At 71.2% G+C, this 19,325-nt stretch carries 20 protein-coding genes; 12 read left to right on the forward strand and 8 right to left on the reverse strand.

The annotated features are described in order from the left end of the window. The first annotated feature begins 63 nt into the window (after positions 1 to 63). Genes FHR82_RS43295 through FHR82_RS43310 form a run of 4 tightly spaced genes read left to right on the forward strand, consistent with a single transcriptional unit; the run spans position 64 to position 3,522 of the window. A complete protein-coding gene (locus FHR82_RS43295; protein ID WP_184816528.1) occupies positions 64 to 609 on the forward strand; it encodes a hypothetical protein in 546 nt (181 codons plus the stop codon). After that, on the forward strand, positions 606 to 1,670 hold the full coding sequence (locus tag FHR82_RS43300) for a peptidoglycan-binding protein (RefSeq protein WP_184816529.1): 1,065 nt from the start codon (positions 606 to 608) through the stop codon (positions 1,668 to 1,670). The genes FHR82_RS43295 and FHR82_RS43300 overlap by 4 nt, the downstream gene beginning before the upstream one ends. After that, positions 1,667 to 2,341, forward strand: coding sequence for an ABC transporter ATP-binding protein (locus FHR82_RS43305; protein WP_184816530.1), 675 nt, complete (start codon positions 1,667 to 1,669; stop codon positions 2,339 to 2,341). The genes FHR82_RS43300 and FHR82_RS43305 overlap by 4 nt, the downstream gene beginning before the upstream one ends. 5 nt (positions 2,342 to 2,346) lie before the next feature. Next, positions 2,347 to 3,522, forward strand: a complete 1,176-nt coding sequence (locus FHR82_RS43310) for an ABC transporter permease (protein ID WP_184816531.1) — start codon at positions 2,347 to 2,349, stop codon at positions 3,520 to 3,522. 103 nt (positions 3,523 to 3,625) lie between these two features. Here the strand turns inward: FHR82_RS43310 and FHR82_RS43315 are convergent, their stop codons facing one another. The 7 genes from FHR82_RS43315 to FHR82_RS43345 all read right to left on the reverse strand — a co-directional run bounded on the left by FHR82_RS43315 (position 3,626) and on the right by FHR82_RS43345 (position 11,640). Next, the gene (locus tag FHR82_RS43315; protein WP_184816532.1) at positions 3,626 to 4,798 is read right to left on the reverse strand and encodes a thioester domain-containing protein; all 1,173 of its coding nucleotides are present in this window, start codon (positions 4,796 to 4,798) and stop codon (positions 3,626 to 3,628) included. A gap of 636 nt (positions 4,799 to 5,434) precedes the next feature. Next, a complete protein-coding gene (locus FHR82_RS43320; protein ID WP_184816533.1) occupies positions 5,435 to 6,793 on the reverse strand; it encodes a serine hydrolase domain-containing protein in 1,359 nt (452 codons plus the stop codon). Positions 6,794 to 6,874: 81 nt separating this feature from the next. Further along, positions 6,875 to 7,495 (reverse strand): response regulator, encoded by a 621-nt coding sequence (locus FHR82_RS43325; RefSeq protein ID WP_184816534.1) that lies wholly within the window; start codon positions 7,493 to 7,495, stop codon positions 6,875 to 6,877. Further along, positions 7,492 to 8,679 carry a sensor histidine kinase gene (locus FHR82_RS43330; RefSeq protein ID WP_184816535.1) on the reverse strand — a complete coding sequence of 396 codons (1,188 nt, stop codon included), beginning with the start codon at positions 8,677 to 8,679 and terminating at the stop codon, positions 7,492 to 7,494. Before FHR82_RS43330 ends, FHR82_RS43325 begins: the two co-directional genes overlap by 4 nt. Further along, entirely contained in the window at positions 8,655 to 9,464 is an 810-nt protein-coding gene (locus FHR82_RS43335) for an ABC transporter permease (RefSeq protein WP_184816536.1), read from the reverse strand. The genes FHR82_RS43330 and FHR82_RS43335 overlap by 25 nt, the downstream gene beginning before the upstream one ends. Then, complete coding sequence (locus tag FHR82_RS43340; protein ID WP_221465031.1) at positions 9,461 to 10,291, reverse strand: ABC transporter ATP-binding protein; 831 nt, start codon at positions 10,289 to 10,291, stop codon at positions 9,461 to 9,463. Before FHR82_RS43340 ends, FHR82_RS43335 begins: the two co-directional genes overlap by 4 nt. 194 nt (positions 10,292 to 10,485) lie before the next feature. After that, positions 10,486 to 11,640: a citrate synthase 2 gene (locus FHR82_RS43345; RefSeq protein WP_184816537.1), complete on the reverse strand. Its 1,155-nt coding sequence runs from the start codon at positions 11,638 to 11,640 to the stop codon at positions 10,486 to 10,488. A gap of 236 nt (positions 11,641 to 11,876) precedes the next feature. On the opposite strand from FHR82_RS43345, the gene FHR82_RS43350 reads away from it, so the two are divergent. The 6 genes from FHR82_RS43350 to FHR82_RS43375 are packed head-to-tail and all read left to right on the forward strand — an operon-like array spanning position 11,877 to position 16,452. Continuing rightward, on the forward strand, positions 11,877 to 12,179 hold the full coding sequence (locus FHR82_RS43350) for an urease subunit gamma (RefSeq protein WP_184816538.1): 303 nt from the start codon (positions 11,877 to 11,879) through the stop codon (positions 12,177 to 12,179). A 12-nt stretch (positions 12,180 to 12,191) separates the two neighbouring features. Beyond that, positions 12,192 to 12,539 (forward strand): urease subunit beta, encoded by a 348-nt coding sequence (locus tag FHR82_RS43355; RefSeq protein WP_184816539.1) that lies wholly within the window; start codon positions 12,192 to 12,194, stop codon positions 12,537 to 12,539. Then, positions 12,536 to 14,245: an urease subunit alpha gene (locus FHR82_RS43360; RefSeq protein WP_184816540.1), complete on the forward strand. Its 1,710-nt coding sequence runs from the start codon at positions 12,536 to 12,538 to the stop codon at positions 14,243 to 14,245. The genes FHR82_RS43355 and FHR82_RS43360 overlap by 4 nt, the downstream gene beginning before the upstream one ends. Further along, positions 14,242 to 14,886, forward strand: a complete 645-nt coding sequence (locus FHR82_RS43365) for an urease accessory protein UreF (protein ID WP_184816541.1) — start codon at positions 14,242 to 14,244, stop codon at positions 14,884 to 14,886. Before FHR82_RS43360 ends, FHR82_RS43365 begins: the two co-directional genes overlap by 4 nt. Before the next feature lie 31 nt (positions 14,887 to 14,917). Beyond that, the gene (ureG, locus tag FHR82_RS43370; RefSeq protein ID WP_184816605.1) at positions 14,918 to 15,556 is read left to right on the forward strand and encodes an urease accessory protein UreG; all 639 of its coding nucleotides are present in this window, start codon (positions 14,918 to 14,920) and stop codon (positions 15,554 to 15,556) included. Continuing rightward, positions 15,553 to 16,452 carry an urease accessory protein UreD gene (locus FHR82_RS43375; protein ID WP_184816542.1) on the forward strand — a complete coding sequence of 300 codons (900 nt, stop codon included), beginning with the start codon at positions 15,553 to 15,555 and terminating at the stop codon, positions 16,450 to 16,452. Before ureG ends, FHR82_RS43375 begins: the two co-directional genes overlap by 4 nt. 474 nt (positions 16,453 to 16,926) lie before the next feature. Here FHR82_RS43375 and FHR82_RS43380 read toward each other — a convergent pair whose 3' ends face one another. Continuing rightward, positions 16,927 to 17,526, reverse strand: coding sequence for a Uma2 family endonuclease (locus FHR82_RS43380; protein WP_192772874.1), 600 nt, complete (start codon positions 17,524 to 17,526; stop codon positions 16,927 to 16,929). A gap of 223 nt (positions 17,527 to 17,749) precedes the next feature. Between FHR82_RS43380 and FHR82_RS43385 the strand changes: the two genes are divergently transcribed. Next, entirely contained in the window at positions 17,750 to 18,391 is a 642-nt protein-coding gene (locus tag FHR82_RS43385; protein ID WP_184816544.1) for a TetR/AcrR family transcriptional regulator, read from the forward strand. A gap of 150 nt (positions 18,392 to 18,541) precedes the next feature. Then, positions 18,542 to 19,216, forward strand: coding sequence for a pyridoxamine 5'-phosphate oxidase (pdxH, locus tag FHR82_RS43390; RefSeq protein WP_184816545.1), 675 nt, complete (start codon positions 18,542 to 18,544; stop codon positions 19,214 to 19,216). Positions 19,217 to 19,325 lie beyond the last annotated feature (109 nt).

Below are 19,325 nucleotides of genomic sequence, written 5' to 3' on the forward strand. Positions count from 1 at the left end.
CTTAACGGCGCCGAATCCGCCGCCTCGTAGAACTGGCTGCCAGCAAGCGGAGGGAGAAACGACATGGGCCCACGATGGCGGATCGCGGTGCTGGCCGGCCTGTTCGCGCTGGTCACGGCATGCGGTGGCGGCGGAGGGCAACCCGACGGGGTCGCGTCGCTGTCCGAGGGGAACACGCCTTCCTCGTCGGACAAGGCCGACCCTGACGAACCCGACGACCCCGACGAGGCCGCGGACCAGATGCGGGCGTACGCGAAGTGCATGCGGGAGCACGGCGTCGACATGCCGGACCCCGAGGTGTCGCAGGACGGCGGGATCTCGATGTCGATCGAGGGCGGCGACAGGGCGAAGGTCGACAAGGCGGACCAGGAGTGCAAGCACCTCATGCCCAACGGCGGTGAGCCCGAGAAGCCGTCGCCGGAGGACCTGGACCGGATGCGTGCGGAAGCGCAGTGCCTGCGCGACCACGGCATCGACGTCAAGGACCCGACCATGGACAACCCCGGCATCCAGATCGAGGGCGCGGGCCCGGACGACGAGAAGTTCCGCAAGGCCATGGAGGAGTGCTCCGACGGCAAGGGCACGGTCTCGTCGGGTGGTGGGAAGTGACCGGGCCGCACGCGACGCGCGGGCGGCGGCGCGTGCGCTGGCTGGTGGCCGGCGTGACCGTACTGGCATTACTGGGGGTCGGCACGGCGGTCGCGGTGACCCGCCTTGGCAACCGGCCGGTCGCCGCCGCCGAGGCGCCGGACCCACCCGCGACCGCGGTCGTCGAGAAGACGGACCTGGCCGAACGGGAGACCCTGACCGGCGAGCTGGGCTACGGCCCGGCGCAGACGCTGACCGGCCGCCGCCCCGGCACCGTGACCGCGCTGCCCGCGCAGGACGCCGTGCTCGACCGCGGCGCGGTGCTCTACGAGGTCGACGCGCGCCCGGTCGTGCTGTTCCTCGGCGGGCTGCCGCTGTACCGGACGGTCGGCGCGGGCATGACCGACGGCCCGGACGTGCGGCTGATCGAGGAGAACCTGCGTGACCTGGGCTTCCGCGGGTTCGGCACGCCGGACGAGGAGTTCACCGCGGGCACGGCGGCCGCGATCGGGAAGTGGCAGAAGAAGCTCGGCGTGGACCGGACGGGCGCGATCGAGCTGGGTGACGTGGTGGTGGCGCCGGGCCCGATCCGGATGGCGACGCTGACCGCCGCGCTGGGAGCCGACGCGGGCGGTCCGATCTACGACTACACCGGCACGCTGCGTTCGGTGACCGTGGCACTGGAGTCCACGCAGGAGGACCTCGCGCCGGTCGGCACGAAGGTGGCGCTGACGGTCGACGGCAAGCAGGTGCCGGGCACCGTCACCGCCGTGAACCCGACGCCCGCCGGGGACGCGCCGGGCGCGGAGGCCGGGTTCGCGGCGACGATCGCGATCGGTGACCTGGGTGCCATCGGCGCCGCGGACTCCGGGTCGGTCGACGTCGTGGTCACCTCGGGTGCGCGGCAGGGGGTGCTGGCCGTGCCGGTCGGGGCGCTGCTGGCGCTGGCCGAGGGCGGGTACGCCGTCGAGCTGCCGTCGGGGGAGTTGGTCGCGGTCACGACCGGGCTGTTCGCGGACGGGCTGGTCGAGGTGTCCGGCGAGGGCCTCGCCGAGGGCATGACGGTGGTGACCACGTCGTGATCGAGCTGCGGGAGGTGACGCGGACGTACCCGGGCGGGGTGCGGGCGCTGCGCGAGGTGTCGCTGTCGATTCGCACGGGGGAGCTGGTCGCGGTGGTCGGGCCGTCCGGGTCGGGGAAGTCGACGCTGCTGCACCTGATGGGCACGCTCGACCGGCCGTCGTCGGGGTCCGTCGCGATCCGGGGCCACGACGTGGGGCTGCTGTCCGACCGGAAGCTGTCGGCGCTGCGGTCGGAGTGGATCGGGTTCGTGTTCCAGCAGTTCTTCCTCACCCCGGGCCAGCCAGCGGTGGACAACGTGGCGACGGGCCTGACGTACGCCGGGGTGCCGGGCCGCGAGCGGCGGGGCCTGGCGCTCGCGGCCCTGGCGAAGGTGGGGCTGTCGCATCGCGCGTGGCACCTGCCGTCCGAGCTGTCGGGTGGTGAGCGCCAGCGGGTCGCGATCGCGCGGGCCATCGTGAACGAGCCCGCGCTGGTGCTGGCCGACGAGCCGACCGGCAACCTGGACAGCCGGACGGGAACCGAGATCCTGCGTCTCCTGCTGGACCTGCGGGACGGCGGCGCGACGATCGTGATCGTCACGCACGACCGTGAGGTGGCGGCGGCCCTCCCGAGGCGGATCGAGGTCCTCGACGGCGAGGTCCGCCTGGACACCGGGCTGGTGCCGCTGTGACGACGATGTTGCCCAGACCCCGGCGGCTCGGCCCGGCCGACGTCGGCAGGCTCGGTGCGCACGGGATGCGGACCCGGCCCCTGCGGGCGGTGCTGTCCGCGCTCGGGATCGGGATCGGCATCGCCGCCATGGTGGCCGTGATCTCGATCCCGGCGTCCAGCCAGCAGGCGCTGCGGGACCAGCTCGCGACGCTCGGCACGAACCTGCTCACCGCGGCGCCGGGCCAGACGATCATGGGCGACGACGCGTCACTCCCGCCGACCGCGGTGCCGATGGCCGCGCGGATCGGGCCGGTCACCGCGGTGTCCGCGACGGGGACCGTCGACGCCACGATCCGCCGCACCGACCGCGTGCCGGTCGAGGAGACGTCCGGGGTCGCGGTCCTCGCCGCCAGGACCGACCTGCCGCGGGTGCTGCGCGCCACCATGCACGATGGCCGTTTCCTGTCCGACGTGACCGAGCACTTCCCGGCCGTCGTGCTGGGTTCGGTGGCCGCGACCCGGCTGGGCGTCGGCGCGGGGGACCAGGTGTGGCTCGACGGCCGCTGGTTCACGGTGACCGGTGTGCTGGACGCGATGCCGCTGGCGCCGGAGATCGAACGGGCCGCGCTGATCGGCTGGCCCGCCGCGCGCGACCTCGGCTTCGACGGGCACCCGACGACGATCTACGTGCGGGCCGACGACGCCTCGGTCGAGGACGTCCGCTCGGTCCTCGGCGCGACGATCAACCCGTCGGCGCCGGGTGCGGTGCGGGTGTCGCGGCCGTCGGAGGCACTGGCGGCCAAGCGGTTCACGGAGACGTCGTTCAGCGCGCTCTTCCTCGGGCTCGGCGGGGTGGCGCTGCTGGTCGGCGGTGTCGGGGTGGCCAACACGATGGTGATCTCGGTGCTGGAGCGGCGGCGCGAGATCGGGCTGCGGCGGGCGCTCGGCGCGTCGCGGCGGCAGGTGCGGGGTCAGTTCCTCGCGGAGTCGGTGCTGTTGTCGCTGCTCGGCGGGGTCGTGGGGGTGCTCGTCGGGGTCGGGGTGACCGCGGGGTACGCGCTGGTCCGGGACTGGCCCGCCGTGTTCCCGCCGGTCGCGTTGCTCGGCGGGGTGGCGGTGGCGGCCGTGGTGGGTGCTCTCGCGGGGGCGTATCCCGCGATGCGTGCCGCGCGCCTGTCGCCGACGGAGGCTTTGGCGTAGGCCATGCCCGCGCTGGTGGCCGGAGTTCTCGTCCGGCCACCAGCGCACGTGGTCAAGCCTGCTGGCGGCCGGGCTTTCGCGCCGGCCACCAGCGGCGGTCTCGTCAGGCCCGCTTGCGGCGGCGGACCACGAACATCGCGCCGATGCCAGCGCCCACCAGCACCAGACCGATCAGGATCGGCGCGAAGACCGACGCGCCCGTCTCGGCGAGGTCGTCGTTCTTCGGCTGCGGCGCCGGGGTGTCGGTGGTCGTGGTGGTCGGCGGCACGGTCGTGGTGGTGGTGGTCGTCGTCGTCGTGCTCGTCGGCGGAGTGGTCGGTGCCGCGGTCCACTCGGCACCCGCACCCGCGGTGAGCGTGGTCTTCTCCGACTTCGCGACGATCAGCGACTGCGTCGGGTGCTCGTCGTAGTTCTGGCCGACGAACAGGCGGCCGGTGTCGACGGCCGCGGACGCCTTCAGCTCGAACGAACCGTCACCGTCCGCCGCGCCCGCCGGCACGTCCAGGTACAGCTCGGTGCCGTCGGCGATCGTGGCGGTGGTCAGCTCGGTGCCGTCCACGTCGGTGAGCTTCACGCCGTCCGGCAGGTTCGCGGACAGCTCCTCGATCGTGCCGGACGTGGTGACGGTGAACGGGCCGATCCGCTCACCCGAGGCGCCGGACAGCTCCGCCGGGCTCACCGACAGGGTCGGCGTCGGCTGCTCACCGATGCCGGTGTTCTCCGCGCCGGTCAGGTAGTCGTAGAGCGCGAGCGCGTCCTCGGCGTCCTGCTCGTCGGAGCCGTCACCGCTCAGCGGGTCGTCACGGTTCAGGTCGGTGCCGTCGCTGTAGTGCCAGACGGCGGCCTGCGTGGCGGCGATCGCCTCGAGGGTGTCGATGCCGTCGTGCGCGTCGGGGAACTGCGCGGTGAGCGCCTCGATGCTCTTCGCCGGGTAACCGTGGTGCAGGACCCAGTTGATCTTCGCGCGGTTCTCGTTGAAGGGGGAGTCCTCGCTGGGGTAGTCGGCCCAGGGGCGCTCGACCATGTCGTGCTCTTCGTCGATGTCCGTGTGGACCTCGACGCAGTACATGCCGAGCTGCGTGCCGTCGGACAGCGTGAAGCCGAGCAGGTTCGTGGGGATCGTGGCAAGCCAGTCGTCGCCGACGTTCACCTGGTAACCGATGACGTTCAGGTCCGAGTCGGCCTTGCCGGTGACCGCGTCGGCGGTGGCGGGGGCCGCGGTCGCGACGAGAAGGGCGGCGGCGCCGATGACGGCCGCGCCGATTCTGTTGGGCATGACGCTCCTATGAGTCCATCCCCGACAGACGATCACGCGGAGACTACTAGGCACCCCAACGATCTTGTGAGCCGGGCGGCCGGTGTCGCCGCAATGCCCCGAAAGACGCTTTCGTAACGCCCGGTGTGATGAAGGGCTCCTTCGTTGCGCTCACCGTGATGAAGGGCCCCTTCGTAACGCGCGGTGTGATGAAGGGGCCCTTCATGCCATCGGGCCACGTCCTGAAAGCGCCTTTCACGGCACGAAAGCCAACCGAGCACGCGGCGGAAGCCGACCACCAAGGGGCTCCCTGCCATCCCGTCGACCTGGCGAAGCCCGATCACACCGGATCAAGGGGGCACAACCAACGGAACCGGCGGCAAATGCTGGGACTGCCCCCTTGAGCCGGTGTGATAGCCCGGAGGGAGGTCGACGGGATGGCAGGCAGACCCGCACCCAACGCAAGAAGAACTGCAAAACCGAGAGGCCATCCCAGAGACCTGCCCCTCCGGCGAGGAGCCCCCGGAGGGCACACCCCACCGGCGAACACCCATCGGCGAACACCCCACCGGCGAACCCCACCGGCGAACACCCCAACACCAACAGCCGAGAGCAGCTCCAGGTCGTGTCCCGAAAGCGTCACGTCCTCATGGGACGTCAGTCGCCCGGGCGCCAGCCCCGGTCGTCGACGCCGCCCGGGATGGGGGCCTTCGGGTCGTACGGGGTGCGGGTGAAGATGAACGTCGCCAGGTCGAGGTGGCTGACCGTCCCGTCGGCGTGGTGGTGCAGCCGCAGCGTTTCGCCTGCGTAGTAGCCGTCCAGGCCGACCCACGCGCCGTCCTCGGCCGGGCGGAAGCGGGAACCCCGGCCCGCGCCCGACGCCGGGCGCAGGTCCACCCACCCGCCGGCCATCAGCTTCAGCACGAACGTCGTCGGGCCCCAGTACCACGTGCCCGTCAGCGCCAGCAGCTCCTGCGACACCTCCGTCAGCGGGCGCCACTCCGCCGGCATGGCGGGCTCGTAGTCGTCCACCAGCTTCAGCAGGTCCACCGTCAGCGTGGACACGCCCACACCGGACGTCGCGTTGGTCATCGCCAGCGCACCGGTCGTCGTCGCCGGGTCCACCACCACGCTCGCCAGGAAGCCGGGCATGGAACCGCCGTGGCCCGCGAACCTGCGGCCGTTGTCGCGCCACGTCTGGAGGCCGAGGCCGTAGCCGGTGGTCCACACCGGGCCGTCCTCCACAGCGGCCGGGGCACGCATCTCGTCCACAGTGTCCGGGTGCAGCACCGTGCCCGAGTCGCCCGCGATGAAACGGGCCCAGCGGGACAGGTCCGTCACCGTCGACCACAGCTGGCCCGCAGGCGCCATCGCGCCCGCGTCCGGGGTCGGTTCCGGCAGCAGGACATCCGCGTACGGGTGCACCGCCCAGCCCAGCGCGTGCGGCGCCGCGGGCATGGGCGTCGTGCGGGCCATCTCCAGTGGCGCCAGGATCTCCGTGTTCAGCGCGTCCACCCAGGACATGCCGCGCAGCTCCGACACCAGCCTGCCCAGCGTGCCGTAGCCGATGTTCGAGTAGTGGAACCGTTCCCCGGCGCGGTGCTTGACGACGTCCTCGTCCGCCCGGTCCAGCAGCGCGTCCCAGTCGCCGCCGACGCTGCGTTCCCACCACGACCCCGGCGACTCCGACATGAGACCGCCCGTGTGCGACAGCAGCTGCGCGATGGTCAGATGACCGAACGGCGTCCCCGCCACGTGCTTGTCCAGCGCGTCGTTCAGGTCGAGCTTGCCCTCGTCCCGCAACCGCATCACCAGCACCGCGACGAACGTCTTCGTGATCGAGCCGATGCGGTACTGGGTGTCGGTGGTCGGCGTGGCCCCGTCGACCTCGCCGCGCGCACCGCTCCACAGCACCTCGCCGCCCCGCACGACCGCGGTGACGAGCGACGGCGCCCGGTTCTCCGCCTGTTCGGCGGCGACACGTCGGAGCAGTGCGAACTCGGTGGTCTGAAGCATGGCTCGCATTCTTACCGAACATTCCTCGCGACCGCGCGCCTGTCAGGGCGTTACCATTTGCCGCTGCCGATTACCCGCTGGTCATGGCAGCAGGCCCAGCGACATGGCGGTCGTCACGGCCGCGGTCCGGTCGGACACGCCCAGCTTGCCGAACGTGCGCAGCAAATGGGTCTTCACCGTCGCCTCGGAGATGTGCAGCGACCGGCCGATGTCCGCATTCGTCAGACCTTTCGCCACCAGCCTGAGCACCTCGACCTCGCGGGCGGACAGCGTGTGCGGCACCGGCCTGCGCACCCGGTCGACCAGCTTCCCCGCTACCGACGGTGCCAGCACGGTCTCGCCGCGTGCCGCGGCGCGGATCGCGTTCGCCAGGTCCGCGCGGGACGCGTCCTTCAGCAGGTAGCCCGCCGCGCCCGCCTCGACCGCGCGCAGGATGTCGGCGTCGGTCTCGTACGTGGTGAGCACCACGACCTTCCGCGCCGGGTGCTCGGCGAGGATCTGCTCGGTCGCGCCGACGCCGTCGAGGTCCCGCATCCGCAGGTCCATCAGGATCACGTCCGCCTCGACCGCGCGCGCCACCGCCACGGCCTCCTCGCCGGAACCCGCTTCGCTGACGACCGTCAGGTCCGGCTCGGCCTCCAGCATGCCCCGCAGTCCTTCCCGGACCACCGGGTGATCGTCGACGAGCATCACCCGGATCACCTGGGTACCTCCAGTTCCACGGTCGTTCCGTTCTCTCCACTGTGGACCGACAACGTACCGCCGACCTGCGCGGCGCGGTTGCGCATGCCACGCAGGCCGAAACCGTCCGCGGGCATGGCCTGGTCGAAGCCGGAGCCGTTGTCGCTCACCCGCAGCGTCGCGTGGTTCTCGTTGACCCGCAACGAGATCGTCACCGCGGTCGCCTCGGCGTGCCTGCGCACGTTGGTGAGCGACTCCTGCACCATCCGCAGCAGCACCACCTCCAGCACCGTCGGCAGCGCCACGCTGTCACCTTCCGCCTGGTAGGTGACGGCGACCGCGGTCTCCTCGGCGAACCGCTCCAGCTGCCGCCGGATCGCCTGGTCGAGCGAGCCGGTGCCGAGCGCGGTCGGCATGAGGCCGGCGACGAGCGCCCTGGCCTCCGTCAGGTTCTCCCGCGCGGTGCGGGCCGCCAGCGTCAGGTGCTTGCGCGCCTTGGCCGTGTCACCGTCCAGTTCGGACTCGGCGGCCTGCACGAGCGTCACCAGGCTCGTGAAGCCCTGTGCGAGGGTGTCGTGGATCTCGGCGGCGAGCCGGGCCCGCTCCGCGGCGACCCCGGCCTCGCGGGAGAGCCGCCCGATCTCCTCACGGCTCTCCTCCAGCTCCTTGATGAGCGCGGCCCGCTCCTCGCTCTGCGCCACGATCCTGGTGACCCACGTGCCCAGCAGCACCGAGAACAGCAGGAGGAACACCGTGCTGGGCACGAGGTCGCGCATCATCGCCTCGTAGCCGTCCTCCACCAGGACCGACAGCGGCGGCAGCAGGTTCGCCGAGATGACGACCACGATCGCCTCGTTCAGGGACAGCGCCATGAACGCCATCGGGCAGAAGGCGAACAGCAGGTTGAGCATCGACTGCTGGAACACCACGCCGAGCACCAGCAGCGCGGCGGCGCCCGCCATGTAGATCCGGCCACCCGAGACCGACTCGTCCTCCGCGGTGATGCGCGGCCTGCCGAACGTCAGGTACCACAGGGCGAACGCGGTGAGGGCGCTGACCGCGACGACGTGGTCGGTGTTCGTGGCGTCGTCTTCCCGGAACAGCAACACCAGCATCGCGGCGTAGCCGAGCGCGAAGAACAGGTCCCACAGCCAGAACCAGCGCCGCCAGGCGTGCGCGGCTATCCCGCGCGACGGTTCGTCCATCGGAACGTGAGCAGGCACAGCACCAGCCCGATCGCGCACCAGCCGCCGAGCACCAGCGCCGTCTTCCCGAGTTCCCATGATCCAGCCGCCTCCTGAACCATCATGCTGTCGGGAAGGAACACCGAGCGAAAGCCCTGGGCCGCCCACTTGACGGGGAACACGGCGCCGACCGTGAGCATCCAGTCCGGCAGCTCGCTGATCGGGATGTAGATCCCGGACATGAACTGCAGGCCGACGTAGGGCAGGTTGGTGACCGCCGCCGCGCTCTGCGCCGACTTCGCGAACGAGCTGATCGCGATGCCCAGCAGTGAGCAGCTGATGATGCTGAGCACGAACACCCACGCGAACGTGAACCAGCGCGCCGCCTCGGTCGGCAGCGTGACGTCGAAGACGACCATGCCGACGGCCAGCAGCAGCACCACCTCGGCGAGGCTGGCGACCGCCACCAGCACGACCTTGCCGAGGAAGTAGGCCGCGGCGGGCATGGGTGTGCCACGCAGGCGCTTCAGCGTGCCGTCCTCGCGGTCGAGCGCCACGCCGATGCCGAGGTTGAGGAACGACGTGGCCACGATGCCGGCGCCGACCATGCTGGCCGCGAACACCTGCCCGACCGTGACCCCGCCCGGGTAGGCGTCGTCGAAGATCGACCCGAGCAGGACCAGGATGAACGCCGGGAAGGTGAACGTGAAGATCACGTGGTCCTTCTGGCGGAAGAACTGCTTGAGCTCGGCCACACCCCTCGAGAGGCCGAGCCCGGCAGTGGACGGTAAGGCGGCGGTGGTCATCGGGGTGCTCCGATCAGGCTGAGGTAGGTGTCCTCGAGGCTGGGACGCGTCACGGTCAGCTCGGGGAGCTCGTGGTCGCCCAGCTCCCGGATCAGCGCGGCCGGCGTGTCCGTCGTCCGCGTCTCGCGGCCACCCGGGCCCAGCCAGCTGACGGTCGCCTTCGCGGTGGACCGGCCGCCGAGCGTGGCGGGCGTGCCCTCGGCGACGATCCGTCCGCCCGCGATGACCGCGACCCGGTCCGCGAGCGCTTCCGCCTCGTCGAGGTAGTGGGTGGTGAGCAGGATCGTGGTGCCGCTGGTCGCCAGGTTGCGGATCAGCTCCCAGAACTGGCGGCGCGCCTCCGGGTCGAACCCGGTGGTCGGCTCGTCGAGGAACACCAGCTCCGGCCGCCCGACCACGCCGAGCGCCACGTCCAGCCGCCGCCGCTGCCCTCCCGACAGCGACTTGACCCGCGCGTCCGCCTTGGCGGTGAGCCCGACCTGCTCGATCACGTCGTCGGGGCCCGCCGGGTTCGGGTAGTACGCGGCGTAGTGGCGCACGCTCTCGCGGACGGTCAGCTCGGCGGCGTCATTCGCCGTCTGCAGCACGATCCCGAGCCGCGCGCGCCAGGCCCGGCCCGCGGTGGCGGGGTCCGCGCCGAGCACGTCGACATCGCCGGCGTCCCGCTTGCGGTGGCCTTCGAGGATCTCCACCGTGGTGGTCTTGCCCGCCCCGTTGGGGCCGAGCAGGGCGAACACCTCACCCTGCCGGATGTCGAGGTCCACACCGTCGACGGCGGCGTGCCCCCGGTAGGACTTGCGCAGTCCCCGAACCTGTATGGCGGTCATGGGGACATCGTGTCGCGCGGGCGGGGTGTGCCGGGACGTCCGCGCGACTGATTCCGCGTGTCAACCGAACGATGGACAGGCTGTCAGCCGTGTGTCGCGGTGGCGATGCCCGAAGGACCCCTTCGTAACGCTCGGTGCGATGAAGGACCCCTTCGTAACGCCCGGCGTGATGAAGGGCCCCTTCATGACACGAGTCAGTACTGGGTGACCGTGTCCCAGCCCTCGACCTCTTCCGGACCGCGCGGACCAGGGCCGATGTACTTCGCCGACGGACGCACCAGGCGGCCCGTCTGCTTCTGCTCCAGGATGTGCGCGCACCACCCAGCCGTCCGCGCGCACGTGAACATCGCGGGCATCATGTGCGGCGGCACCTGCGCGAAGTCGAGGATCACCGCCGCCCAGAACTCGACGTTCGTCTCGATGGCGCGGTCCGGGCGGCGTTCGCGCAGTTCGGCCAGCGCGGCCTGCTCCAGCTCCGCCGCCACCTCGTACCGCGCGGCGCCCAGTTCCTGGCAGGTCCGCCGCAGTACCCGGGCGCGCGGGTCCTCGGCCCGGTAGACCCGGTGGCCGAAGCCCATGAGGCGGTCGCCGCGGTCGAGGATGTTCGCGACCACCTTGCGGGCGTCGCCGACCTTCTCGACCTCCTCGATCATCGGCAGGACGCGGGCCGGGGCACCGCCGTGCAGGGGGCCGGACATCGCGCCGATCGCGCCGGACATCGCCGCCGCCACGTCCGCACCCGTGGACGCGATCACGCGGGCGGTGAAGGTGGACGCGTTCAGGCCGTGTTCCGCCGCCGACACCCAGTAGGCGTCCACCGCGCGCACGTGTGCCGGGTCGGGTTCGCCGCGCCAGCGGGTCATGAAGCGCTCGGTGATCGTGCCGCACTCGTCGATCCGCTTCTGCGAGATCGCCGGGCGGCCGATGCCGCGCGCCGACTGCGCCACGTACGACAGCGCCATGACCGACCCGCGCGCGAGCTGTTCGCGGGCCTCGACGTCGGTGATGTCCAGCAGCGGCTGGTAGTCCCAGATCGGGGCGAGCATCGCGAGCGCGGCCTGCACGTCCACCCGCACGTCACCGGTGTGCACGGGAATGGGGAACGGCTCGGCGGGCGGGAGGCCCTGGCCGAAGCGGCCGTCGACCAGCAGGGCCCACACGTCGCCGAAGGTGACTTTGCCCGCCAGGTCCTCGATGTTCACACCCCGGTAACGCAGTGCGCCACCGTCGCGGTCCGGTTCGGCGATTTCCGTGCGGAAGGCGACGACGCCTTCAAGACCCGGTCGGAAACCGTCGTCCGGCTCCGCCTTCCCGGGCGTGTTCTCGACCTGCCGCACCGCGCTGTGCATCGTCAAATCCAGCCTCTCCGCCAGTCCCCGACAACCACGCGCGGCGTGCGCAGACAGCGTCCCCCGACGCCGCGCGGTTCACCCACCTTCCTCCTATTTCTACCGCTGTGGCAATTGTCCCGACCGGTGGTTTCGGTCACGATTAAGGAGAACGATTCAGAACCAGGACGTCTCCAGCGCGTAACGCGTACGTTTCCGGCACGGAACACGGCGGCAGACGGTGGTAGACACCATCCATGCACCTGAGCCCCCAGGAACGCGACAAGCTGCTGGTCCTCTTCGCGGCCGACGTCGCGCGCCGCAGGCTCGAGCGCGGGGTGCTGCTGAACCACCCCGAAGCGGTCGCGTTGATCACCGATCACGTGATCGAGGGTGCGCGGGACGGCCGCTCGGTGCGCGACCTGATGGAGAGCGGCCGGTCGGTGCTCTCGCGGGCGCAGGTCATGGCGGGCGTGCCGGAGATGATCGACTCCGTCCAGGTCGAGGCCACGTTCCCGGACGGCACCAAGCTCGTCACCGTCCACAGTCCGATCGTCTAGAGGAGCCGGTCCGTGATTCCAGGCGAGATCCTCCCGGCCGCCGAGCCGGTCGAGCTGAACCCCGGACGGCCGCGCGTGACGCTGGTCGTCCGCAACACCGGCGACCGCCCCGTGCAGGTCGGCTCGCACTACCACTTCGCCGCCACCAACCCGGGTCTGGTGTTCGACCGGGACGCCGCGGAAGGTCATCGGTTGGACATCCCCTCGGGTACCTCCGTGCGCTTCGAGCCCGGTGTCGAGCGTGAGGTGTCGCTGGTGCCGCTCGGCGGGCGCCGCGTCGTGCCGGGGTTGCGCACGAGGGAGCTTGCGACCGAGTCAAGGCAACCGCGACTCGCCGGAACCTGCGAGGGCGAGTCGTGACCGGGATCGACCGGGCGCGGTACGCGTCGCTGCTGGGCCCGACCGTCGGCGACCGCATCCGCCTGGCGGACACCGATCTCCTCATCGAGGTCACCGAGGACCGCGCCATCGGCCCGGCGGGCTCCGGCGACGAGGTGGTCTTCGGTGGCGGCAAGGTCATCCGCGAGTCCATGGGCCAGTCGGTCGCCACGCGTGCCGACGGCGCGCCCGACCTGGTGATCACCGGCGTCGTGATCCTCGACCACTGGGGCGTGGTCAAAGCCGACGTCGGTGTGCGGGACGGCCGGATCACCGGCATCGGCAAGGCGGGCAACCCCGACACCATGGACGGCGTCGACCCGGCGCTCGTGATCGGCCCGTCCACCGAGGTCATCGGCGGCAACGGGAAGATCCTGACCGCGGGCGGTGTCGACTGCCACGTCCACTTCATCTGTCCACAGTTGACGGAGACCGCGCTCGCGGCCGGGCTGACCACGTTGGTCGGCGGCGGCACCGGGCCCGCGGAGGGCAGCAAGGCCACGACCGTCACGCCCGGCGCCTGGAACCTCGCCCGCATGCTGGCCGCCATGGACGGCCAGCCGGTCAACGTCCTGTTGCTGGGCAAGGGGAACACGGTCTCGCTCGACGGCCTGCGCGAACAGGTCGCCGCGGGCGCCGGCGGGTTCAAGCTGCACGAGGACTGGGGCACCACGCCCGCCGCGATCGACGCGTGCCTGCGGATCGCGGACGAGACCGGTGTGCAGGTCGCCATCCACACCGACACCCTGAACGAGTCCGGCTTCGTCGAGTCCACTGTGGACGCGATCGCGGGCCGGTCCATCAACGCATACCACACCGAGGGGGCAGGCGGCGGGCACGCGCCGGACATCATCACCGTGGTGGGGCTGCCGAACATCCTGCCGTCGTCGACCAACCCGACCCGTCCGCACACGGTGAACACCATCGACGAGCACCTCGACATGCTGATGGTGTGCCACCACCTGAACCCGTCGGTGCCGGAGGACCTCGCGTTCGCGGAGAGCCGCATCCGGCCGTCCACCATCGCCGCGGAGGACGTGCTGCACGACCTCGGTGCGATCTCGATGATCGGCTCGGACTCCCAGGCGATGGGCCGCATCGGGGAGGTGGTCATCCGGACGTGGCAGACCGCGCACGTGATGAAACGCCGTCGCGGCGCGCTGCCCGGCGACGGCGCCGCCGACAACATGCGCGCACGTCGCTATGTCGCCAAATACACGATCAACCCGGCCATCGCGCACGGCATGGCGCACGAGATCGGCTCGGTGGAGGTCGGCAAGCTCGCGGACCTGGTGTTGTGGGAGCCGAAGTTCTTCGGGGTCAGACCGTCGCTGGTGCTGAAGGGCGGCTTCATCGCGCTGGCGGCGATGGGCGACGCGAACGCGTCCATCCCGACGCCGCAGCCGGTGCTGGCGCGCCCGATGTACGGCGCGGCGCCGAGGGTGGCGGCGGCGTCGAGCCTGCACTTCGTGGCGCCGTCGGCGGTCGGGCTGGACCTCGGCACGGCGACCCCGCTGGCCGCGCTGTCCAACCCGCGCGCGATCACCAAGGCGGACATGATCGGCAACTCGGCCCTGCCGGAGGTGACGGTCGACCCGGACACCTTCGCGGTGCACGTCGACGGCGAGCTGATCGAGCAGGCACCGGTCGAGGAACTGCCGATGGCGCAACGGTATTTCCTCGTATGAACGTCACCGCCCTGCTGCTGGCCGACTCCCGCTTCCCCGGCGGCGGGCACGTGCACTCCGGCGGCCTGGAGGAGGCCGCGTCGCGGGGGCTGGTGCGCACGGAGGCGGACCTGCCCGCGTTCCTGCGCAACCGGTTGCGGACCGCGGGTGCGCTGGCGGCGGTGTTCGCTGCCGCGGCGGCGCGACCGGACCCGGACTGGCTGCTGCTGGACGCGGAACTCGACGCGCGCACCCCGTCGGAGGCGCAGCGGAAGGCATCGCGCGCGCAGGGCAGAGCGACGTCGAGAGCGGCGAGGTTGATGTCCCCGCTGGTCGACGCGTTGCTGGCGGCCACGCCACGGCCCCACCACCCCGTCATCCTCGGCGCACTCGTCGGGGTGCCGGTGGACGCGGCGCTCACCGCCGCCTATCTCGCCGTGTCCGGGCCGGCGAGTGCGAGCGTGCGGCTCCTCGGCCTGGATCCCCTGCGGGTCAACGCGATCGTCGCCGGCCTCGCGTCCGACATCACCTCGGTGGCGCGGGAAGCCGCCGCCGACCGCCACCCGGCTGATCTGCCCGCGCCCGGGTCCCCGGGCCTGGACGTCCTGGCGGAGGAACACGACCGCCACCACCGAGAAGAGGTGCGTCTCTTTGTCAGCTGACCACGAACACCCCGTCAGCTTCGACCCCACGATGCCAGAACCCGACCCGCACCCGCACCTGACGCCCGGCGGCGACCGTCCGCTGCGCATCGGCATCGGCGGCCCGGTCGGCAGTGGCAAGACCGCGCTCGTCGCCGCGTTGTGCCGGGCGCTCGGACCGGAGCTGGAGCTGGCCGTCGTCACCAACGACATCTACACCACCGAGGACGCGGACTTCCTGCGCACGGCGGGTGTCCTGGACCCGGCGCGCATCGAGGCCGTCCAGACCGGCTGCTGCCCGCACACGGCGATCCGCGACGACATCACCGCGAACCTCGACGCCGTCGACAACCTCACCGAGCGGTTCCCGGACCTGACGCTCGTCATCATCGAGAGCGGCGGCGACAACCTCACCGCCGTGTTCAGCCGAGGGCTCGTCGACCGGCAGATCTTCGTCGTCGACGTCGCGGGCGGGGACAAGGTGCCGCGCAAGGGCGGCCCAGGGGTCACGACCGCCGACCTGCTCGTCATCAACAAGACCGACCTCGCCCCGCTGGTGGGCGCCGACCTGACCGTCATGTCCGGCGACGCGCACCGCGTCCGCGGTGGGCTGCCGGTGATCGAACAGTCCCTTGTGGACACTCCGGACGCGCCGGAGGTCGCGGACTGGGTGCGGAAGATGCTGGTGTGAGGGCGCGAGCGCGGCTGGAGGTCGAGCGTGGCGGCGTGGTCCGCACGCTCCGCTCCGCGCCCCCGCTCACGCTGATCCCGGTCCGCGGCCGCCCGGTCGTGCACCTGGTCAACTCGGCGGCGAGCCCGCTCGGCGGCGACGACCTGACGCTGACCGTCCGCGTCGGCGCGCACGCCTGTCTCACGTTGAGCGGTGTCGCCGCCGCGGTGGCGCTGCCCGGCCCGCGCGGCCTGCCCAGCCGCATGGCTGTCCACCTGGAACTGTCCGAGGGTGCGCGCGTCGAGTACCTGCCGGAGCCCACGGTGATCACCCGGCGGGCCCGGCACGAGTCGGTCCTCGTGGTCAGCCTCGCCGGGGACGCGCACCTGCACACGCGGGAGACCGTCGTGCTCGGCCGCGACGGTGAACTACCGGGTGAGCTGACCACGACGACGCACGTGACCCGCGACGGCCACCCGGTGCTGCGCCAGACGCTCGTCGTCACCCGGGAAGTCCTGCTGGGCAACCGCGTCCTGGCCACCGAGCTGTCGACGAGCGACGACCGGGACACGGCGAGCGGCACGTGGTGGTCCAGGACGCGGCTCGCCGCGGGCGGCACCCTGACCACGTCGCTGGCCGACGACGCGGTGACCGCGTCACGTCAGCTCGCCGCCGCCGCGCTTCTCGGCACGCGACAGCAGGTCCCACGGCACCAGCGGCGCGGTGTCCGGGTCGGGGCTGAAGTAGGCGAGGTGCAGGACGCGCCCGCACACGAGCCAGTGCGCGGCGTCGCCGTCGTCCATGCGGACCCCGGCGCGGGCGAACACCGTGTCGACCCAGCGCGAGTAGCCGCCGGGCATGAGCCTGCGCACCCGGCGCGGCCGGGCCGAGGGGAACACGCTGACGACCACCTGTAGCTCCGGGAACCGCCGCGCGTCCCCGTCCCGGGCGCAACCGAGGAACGAGAGCGCGCCGGAGGTCGCCAGCCGGGCCCACCCCGGCCGCCGCACCACCCCGAACCCGGTGGCCTCGACCCGCGCGAGGTGCTCCGGCGCGGTCCGCCACACCCAGGGGCGGACCTCGTCGGCCCACACGGCGACGACCACGCACCGGCCCTTCGCCGCCTCGACCGTGTAGGTGCTGAGACGGGAGAGCGGCTCGGGCGCCAGCTCGTCGGCGTGCTCGAGGACGAGCGCGTGCGCGAGCAGCTCGTTCGGGTCCGGCGCGGGGTAGGTGGTGATCCGCACGCCGGCCAGGTCCCGCCCGGACTCCCGCACGACGAGGTCGACCAGCTGCCGGACGTCGTCGGTGCCGAGGTCGCCCGAATGCAGGATGAGCAGGCGTTGCGCGGTCACGGGCCGAGCAGATCAGGTCCCGCCGGGACCGGTCCCTCAGAGTGTGCGCGAGGCGTAGTCCCGCTGGATGAGCCTGCTGACGTCGACGGCGATCGTCGCAGGTTCGGTCAGCGTGACCGGCCCGGTCGCCTTCTCGGTCACCTCGTACTCGGTCCCGGCGAGCGTGCGGGTGGTGATGCTTGCGGGCTCGGTCAGGTCGATGACCCAGTAGTAAGGGATGCCGGCCGCCGCGTACTCGACTGCCTTGAGCACCCGGTCGATCCTGCGTGTTCCTGGCGAGACGATCTCGACCGCGAGCAGTACCTCCGCCGCGTCGATGCGCGACGGATTGCGGACGAACAAGCTCTCACTCGTCACGACAACGTCGGGGGCTCGCACGGTCGTGGGAAATGTCGACTCTATGAGGACCTCGACGTCCTGCGTGGCGGCGAGGGTCGAGGGGAGCTGCCGGTTGAGGTCAACCATGAGGTTCCCTGCGGCCCTCTGGTGGTGGGGTGCGGGCCGCGGGGCCACGACGAGAACTCCTTCAGCCAGTTCGTAATGACGTGAGAGGTCCTCTGGTAACGCGTCCCACTCCTCCAGGGTGAGTAGGTGGTCGGGCCACGGCTGCACGCTCATGAGCTCAGCATACGTCATCGTCGCTGCTCACGGCCGTTACCGAACGTCGTGCACGGGAATCCGCACAGTACGCATTTACCGACGTCGCCGGATGGTGTCACCGGCACCCCTCGTGACCGTTGAACCGGATGGGTGTAAAACGGGTCGTCCCCGGAGAACCACTCCGGGAGAAACGGGCATACTGGTAATTACCGATTTCAGAATCGTGGACCTGTTTGGACAAGGGTCGAGGAGAGGTTCGATGGCTCAGGGCGCGGGAGCGCACGGCCGGATGTACCGCGGGGTGGACACCGAGCAGCGACGCGCGGAGCGCCGGGAACGGCTCCTCGAAGCAGCGCTCGACGAGTTCACCTCCCGCGGTTATCACAAGACGAAGATCGCTGACCTGTGCACCAAGGCAGGCGTTTCCACCAGGAATTTCTACGAGAAGTTCGCGAGCAAGGAAGCGTTGCTTCTGGAACTGCACGCGCACATCAACACGGTCGCCATGAAGCGCATGCTTCCCGTCCTGGAATCGGTCGCCGACGCGGACGCGCTCACCCGAATCACGACATTGGTTGACGCTTTCGTCTCGGCTGTCACATCTGATCCGCGTTTTCCGCGACTGAACTACGTCGAAGCGCCGGGAATCAGTCAGGCGATGGAACGGCAGCACCAGGACTGGTTCACACGCTATGTCGACTTCATCACCGCTGAGTGTGACCGCGCCGCGTCGGCGGGGCTCGCGCCGGAGCGTGACTACCGGCTCACGGCGATCGCGTTGGTCGGTGCCGTGACCGGGCTCGTCCGCGAGTGGCAGACGCATGAGCCGCCGCTGCCCTCGTCGGCCGTGGCCACCGAGGTCAGGGAGATCTTCATCGCCGCGATCACCCGGCCGGCGTAGCTTCGCGCGGCCGGCCCGGAGCGGAGCGCCCGATGGGCGCATCCGCATCGATTCAAGTGCGCGTCGTCACCCGCCGCGCGGTTTCGCCGCCGGTCACGAACCCGTACCTTCGAAACGTGAGGTGACCCCTACGCGTCGAGGAGAACAAGGATGGCGGACGCCGACATTGCCACGCCCGACATCGCCGTCGCGCTGCCGACGATGCGCGTGTCGTACGAAGAGGGCACCCTGAGTGAGGCGGAGCTGGCCGACACCTGGCACCAGCAGCTCCAGTCATGGCTGGACGACGCCATCCGGGCGGGTGCGCCCGAGCCCAACGCCATGGTCCTGGCCACGGCGAACGCCGAGGGCATGCCGTCGTCACGCACCGTGCTCATGAAGGGCCTCGACGAGCGCGGCGTGGTGTTCTTCACCAACTACACGTCCACCAAGAGCCACGACCTGATGGCGACCCGCTTCGCGTCGGCGACGTTCCCCTGGTACTCGCTGCACCGCCAGGCCACCGTCCGCGGCACCGTGGAGAAGGTAAGCCAGGCGGAGACCAAGACGTACTGGGCGTCGCGGCCGCGCGGCTCGCAGCTCGGTGCGTGGGCGTCGCCGCAGTCGATCGTCGTCCGTGACCGGGGGACGCTCGAGAACGCACTCGCGAACGTCGAGCGCCGCTTCGCCGACGCCGAAGAGGTACCGGTACCCCCGCACTGGGGCGGCTGGCGCATCCGGCCGGAGGTCGTGGAGTTCTGGCAGGGCCGCCGCGACCGCATGCACGACCGCCTCCGCTTCAGGCTGAACCGCGACGGCTGGACCGTCGAGCGCGTCGGTCCGTAGTACCGCGTCGGTCCGTAGTACACAGCACTCGCGAAAGGCGCGTTCGGATGTCCCGAACGCGCCTTTCGTGCTGTTCAGGGGTCGCGAAACTCACGCGCGCTCCAGTCGT

It is taken from the genome of Actinophytocola algeriensis (assembly GCF_014203735.1).
In the GTDB taxonomy this organism is placed as follows: Bacteria; Actinomycetota; Actinomycetes; order Mycobacteriales; family Pseudonocardiaceae; genus Actinophytocola; species Actinophytocola algeriensis.

Bases quoted from the DNA above. Each gene is read 5' to 3' on its own strand.
- FHR82_RS43310 (WP_184816531.1), top strand. From the start codon at position 2,347: ATGTTGCCCAGACCCCGGCGGCTCGGCCCGGCCGACGTCGGCAGGCTC.
- FHR82_RS43315 (WP_184816532.1), bottom strand. From the start codon at position 4,798: ATGCCCAACAGAATCGGCGCGGCCGTCATCGGCGCCGCCGCCCTTCTC.
- FHR82_RS43295 (WP_184816528.1), top strand. From the start codon at position 64: ATGGGCCCACGATGGCGGATCGCGGTGCTGGCCGGCCTGTTCGCGCTG.
- ureG (WP_184816605.1), top strand. From the start codon at position 14,918: ATGCCAGAACCCGACCCGCACCCGCACCTGACGCCCGGCGGCGACCGT.
- FHR82_RS43340 (WP_221465031.1), bottom strand. From the start codon at position 10,291: ATGACCGCCATACAGGTTCGGGGACTGCGCAAGTCCTACCGGGGGCAC.
- pdxH (WP_184816545.1), top strand. From the start codon at position 18,542: ATGGCGGACGCCGACATTGCCACGCCCGACATCGCCGTCGCGCTGCCG.
- FHR82_RS43345 (WP_184816537.1), bottom strand. From the start codon at position 11,640: ATGCACAGCGCGGTGCGGCAGGTCGAGAACACGCCCGGGAAGGCGGAG.
- FHR82_RS43320 (WP_184816533.1), bottom strand. From the start codon at position 6,793: ATGCTTCAGACCACCGAGTTCGCACTGCTCCGACGTGTCGCCGCCGAA.
- FHR82_RS43365 (WP_184816541.1), top strand. From the start codon at position 14,242: ATGAACGTCACCGCCCTGCTGCTGGCCGACTCCCGCTTCCCCGGCGGC.
- FHR82_RS43350 (WP_184816538.1), top strand. From the start codon at position 11,877: ATGCACCTGAGCCCCCAGGAACGCGACAAGCTGCTGGTCCTCTTCGCG.
- FHR82_RS43385 (WP_184816544.1), top strand. From the start codon at position 17,750: ATGGCTCAGGGCGCGGGAGCGCACGGCCGGATGTACCGCGGGGTGGAC.
- FHR82_RS43380 (WP_192772874.1), bottom strand. From the start codon at position 17,526: ATGACGTATGCTGAGCTCATGAGCGTGCAGCCGTGGCCCGACCACCTA.
- FHR82_RS43335 (WP_184816536.1), bottom strand. From the start codon at position 9,464: ATGACCACCGCCGCCTTACCGTCCACTGCCGGGCTCGGCCTCTCGAGG.
- FHR82_RS43330 (WP_184816535.1), bottom strand. From the start codon at position 8,679: ATGGACGAACCGTCGCGCGGGATAGCCGCGCACGCCTGGCGGCGCTGG.